Here is a 4,813-nt window from a genome sequence, read left to right as displayed (position 1 = left end):
ATATTAAGTTATCATTCATACCAAGCAAGAAAAAGAATTATATCTACCTCTTCTTTCATTGAACAATTGATTATCAATAACACCCGACATGATATGCTGAAGAATGATCGTGATGGAATAAATTACTTCTTCAAAGACATTTCAAAATTAGAAGACCTTGTTAACGCTAGCATAATGGATGATGAAGGTGTGATAAAATTTTCGACAAAAGAAAAAGCCATTGGTATGAAAATTAATATTAAGATGCTCAAAGACTATATTAAAGCTGGAAAAAATCTCGAATTCAAACATACAGGTGGAGACAACATTCTTTCAAGTATCACTGAGATAAAAGCTTTAGATGAATGTTATAGATGTCATAACAAGTCAAAAAAAGTTCTTGGTTATCTATCAGTCGATTTTTCTGCGAAGAAGATTGATGAAATACTGAAGTATGACAGGATAGTAATGATTATAACTGCAATTATTTCTATGTTTTTCATAGCCGCGGCATTATTTCTTTTTAACCATTATTTCATTTACAAGCGGGTTGGAAAAATTCAGAAACTGATTGAGGCAGTCAAAAAAGGAGAGCTTGATGCAGAGGAAAAATTTACAGGCCATGATGAAATAAGCGAGCTTGGTAAAAGTTTCAACAAAATGATGAAGGATTTAAAAGAGGCAAAGGAAAATTTAGAAGAAAAGCAGAAGGAAATATTGGCTCAATCTGAAAAACTTGCTTCCTTAGGACAGCTTGCGTCAGGTATTGCTCATGAAATTCAAAATCCCTTGGCAGGAATATCAGGCGCTCTTAGAGTTATCCAGTCAGAAATTAAAGCAATTACAAAAGATTCTGAGGTTGAAGGTATATTGGATAAAATCCTTTCTCAAATTGAAAGGTTATCGCGGACGACCAAAGATATTTTATCCTTTGCCCGCCCTTCAAAGCCGATGTTTGTGCCTCTGAATATAAATAAAGTGATTGAAAAAAGTCTTTTCTTTGCAAGGGAAGCCGCGAAGCAAAAGGGAGTTGAAATAGTTGAAAACTTATCGGAGAAATTACCTGAAATAAGTGCCGACCCCGAGCTTTTGAGACAGGTTTTTCTAAATATTATGCTGAATGGAATACAAGCAATGGATAGAGGAGGAGTTTTGACCATATCATCTAATTTAAATTCATCTCCCTCAGGCATTATAGTTGAAATAGCCGATACTGGATGCGGTATTCCTGAGGATGTTAGGAAAAATATATTTAATCCTTTTTTTACAACTAAACATCAGGGCACAGGATTGGGTTTGTATATTGTTAAGGGTATAATTGAAAATCATAATGGCGAAATTTCTGTGGAAAGCACAGTTGGCAAAGGAACTACTTTTAAAATTGTTTTGCCGCAAAATTTGAATGAATCAAGAGATAAAAATAAAGAAGAGATAAACAGTTAGTTTCATTTAAGGAGTTTTTAAATGGCAAGAAGAATAGCTGTAATTGATGATGAAGAGTTGATTAGATGGTCTTTACAGAAACAGCTTTCTGATAAGGGATTTGAAGTTGAGACATTCAGTAGTGGTGAAGAAGCAATAGATTTTTTCAAAAAGGGCGAGAGAGTAGAACTTATAATCACTGATTTCAAAATGCCGGGGAAGAACGGACTGCAGACAGTTGAAGAAATAAAGAAGATATATCCTAATATTCTTGCAATAATGATTACTGCCTTTGGGACAGTGGAAACTGCGGTAACTGCAATGAAACAGCGCTCGATAACGGATTATATTTTAAAACCGGTAAATTTTGATGAGCTTCTCCTTTCTGTGGAAAAGGCATTCGAAATAAGTGAACTTAGAAGAAAATATCAGAAATTAATTGATGAGAAAACAGTACCATTCGAATTTGACAACATTATCTGCAAATCTTCAAAGATGAAGTCTATCCTTGATATGGTGAAAGTTGTCAGTAGAAGTGATGCCACTACAATTACGCTAATTGGTGAAAGCGGTACGGGAAAAGATTTATTAGCAAGGGCAATTCATTATAACAGCCAGCGCAGGGAAAACCCCTTTATGGATATTAATTGCGCCGCACTGCCGGACAATCTTTTGGAGAGCGAACTTTTTGGACACGAAAAGGGGGCATTTACTGATGCAAAGACAATGAAAAAGGGACTCTTTGAACTTGCAGATAAAGGCACAATCTTTTTAGATGAAATAGGAGATATGAAGCAGGAGCTTCAAGCCAAGCTGCTGAGTGTCCTTGAAAAAAAATTTTTTAGACGAATTGGAGGCGTAAAGGATATTAGTGTGGATGTAAGAATAATTGCCGCCACAAACAGAAATTTGCGAGAGTTGATCGAAACCAAAGAGTTTAGAGAAGACCTTTATTATAGACTGAATGTAATAAATATTGAGATTCCGCCACTTAGAGAGAGAAAAGAGGATATTATGCCTTTAGTTGAATATTTTGTTGAGGATTTTAATAGAGCTTTCAAAAAAAATATTAAGAAGATAGCACCAGAAGTAAAAGAAGCCTTTTTAAATCATAGTTGGCCGGGCAATGTGCGTGAAATGAAAAATGTTGTGGAAAGATGTATTATTCTTGCGCAAGGCGATGAAATTACAATGAATGAATTGCCTCCGGAGCTTAACCCTTCTACAAAAAAGGTTCAAAAAAGCGATTTTAAAATCACGCTTCCACCTGAAGGGATAGATATAGAAGAGGTTGAAAAAGAGTTGATACTTCAGGCAATAAAAATGACTGATGGTAATCAAACGGCTGCTGCTGAGCTATTGAAAATTTCACGAGATGCATTTAGGAGAAGATTAGTTAAATACAATCTTATTTAAAATTTCTTTTAAGAATGGATTTATGTAGAAAATTTTGGCACATTTTTTGCATTGAAAAATCAAAAAGGGGAGAATTATCTTTACTTGACAAATGAGCATGAGAAAGATGAAAGGGAAATGATCTATGCCAGAGATTCTCGTTGTTGATGATGAAGAATTGATATGTTGGTCAATTAAAAGGGAGTTATCGAAAAGGGGTTATGAAATAGAAAGCGCTTTGAGTGGTAAAGATGCCTTAGAGAAGCTTGAGAAAAATCCCTTCAAGGTTTTGATAACAGATATAAAACTTCCAGATATATCAGGTTTCAATGTCATTGAAAAAGCTCGTCAAATTTCCAATTCTACAAAAATTATAGCCATATCATCATACCATTATGAAGGTGAAAAGCTTACTCTGTTGAAAAAATACAGTTGTGGATTTTTATCAAAGCCAATTGATATTAATGTATTGAATTCATTGATAAAAATGAATATAAAATCACCTAAAGAAGATAATAGACAGAAAGGAATGGGTGTCAAAATTGTAGATACCGATTATGATATAATCGAGATTTTGAAGGAGAAAAATATTGAAATGAAGTCTGCTAACAATGATTACTACGAGGAAAAAAGAGAGCATATAAGATACAAAGTACTTGTTGATGTTGTATTTAGTATCAATAAGCATTTTGTCCATTCTCGCACAGTCGATGTCAGTAAAATGGGAGCATTCATTGAAACAGAAATTGCACCTGATGAAGGAAGTGCAGTGAATCTTGATTTTTTCATTCCTGAATTTGATAATGGAATAAGTGCCCTCGCAAAAGTTATGCATATAACAATGTAAAACCCCCTCCTTTCAACCACAGTATTACTAATCAATGTGCTAAATCGCACAAAATAGAGAGTGTAATCGCACACTTTTCATATCTCTATGATATTCTCACTTTCAAGAATATTTGTTTCTTTTTTGAGAAAAAAAATTTCAAAAATAAGAAAACTTACTGAATTTTCTAACAATTTTACCTTATGAATTTTTTAATAACCGAAAATCCGAATTTTTGGCATAGAAAATGCTAATAGTGAAAAGCAGAAAACATCTTTTATATTTTTCAAAGGAGGGCGTTTTTATGAAGCACTTCAAATCTTTTAAAAAACTACAAAGGGGAAAGGAGGTGAAATGGATGAAAAAAGCTGTTTTGTTTTTAGCGATTGCAGGTTTGGTATTTTTCTTTGGCCCGGCAGCGAATGCAGGTGATTATCATGATGGAGCAAGTTTGATTTGTAACCAGTGTCATACAATGCATGCAAGCGCTGCTCACGATTATGGTTCAACAAGCGGTGGTTTCAGTTACACTCCTGCATCACATTTGTTGAAGGGCGGCGGATCACCTAATGACCTTTGTTTGTCCTGCCATGACAATGGAATCGGACCTGATGTAATGGGGACAAACGATACAGGTTCAACTCAGAGGTCTGCTGGCGCTCTCAACAAGGTCGGTGGTGTTGGTCCATATCAGGAGTATATGGGACATACAATCGGCAGTACAGCAACAGCTCCTGGCGGTACATGGAGCAATCCAAATGGTTTGGAATGTATCGATTGTCATTCCGAACACGGCAGTGACAAAGGTGCAGGCGATGTAGGCGGAAACACCAATATCGATAACTACAGAAACCTAAAACCGAATGCTGGCGGAGCTACACCAACATTAGGTGTCAGCTATGCGGCAGGAACGAACGACCTCTCAAGAGATATTTTTGAGACAGGCGTGGGTGTTCGCACAATTGCCGGTGTTAACCTGAATGAGCCAAATTCAAGTAAATCAGGCATAGCTGAATTCTGTAAGAAATGTCACACCGATTTCCATGGTGATGTTGGAGGAGCAGAGATAGGCGGAAGCGTATCGAGTGGAGCATTTATCCGTCACCCTGCGGCTGGTGTTGACATTGGAGCAATTGGCGGCGGACATTCCAGTCTTGCTCAGCTGAATTCTATTGCAAATCCTGTGAGAGT

General features: G+C 36.1%; 4 protein-coding genes. All 4 read left to right on the top strand.

Annotated elements, in window-relative coordinates; translation table 11 throughout:
- The first annotated feature begins 66 nt into the window (after positions 1–66).
- Positions 67–1,422, top strand: coding sequence for a HAMP domain-containing protein (locus D6734_12160; GenBank protein ID RMF92476.1), 1,356 nt, complete (start codon positions 67–69; stop codon positions 1,420–1,422).
- A 21-nt stretch (positions 1,423–1,443) separates the two neighbouring features.
- Entirely contained in the window at positions 1,444–2,817 is a 1,374-nt protein-coding gene (locus tag D6734_12155) for a sigma-54-dependent Fis family transcriptional regulator (GenBank protein RMF92475.1), read from the top strand.
- Between the two features lie 124 nt (positions 2,818–2,941).
- Positions 2,942–3,643 carry a response regulator gene (locus D6734_12150; protein RMF92474.1) on the top strand — a complete coding sequence of 234 codons (702 nt, stop codon included), beginning with the start codon at positions 2,942–2,944 and terminating at the stop codon, positions 3,641–3,643.
- A 283-nt stretch (positions 3,644–3,926) separates the two neighbouring features.
- A partial coding sequence (locus D6734_12145; GenBank protein ID RMF92473.1) for a hypothetical protein occupies positions 3,927–4,813 on the top strand: 887 nt, incomplete at its 3' end.

Source organism: Candidatus Schekmanbacteria bacterium, from assembly GCA_003695725.1.
Classification (GTDB): Bacteria; Schekmanbacteria; GWA2-38-11; order GWA2-38-11; family J061; genus J061.
The sequence above is the reverse complement of the archived record's forward strand: the minus strand, read 5'-3'. Positions and strand labels throughout refer to the sequence as shown.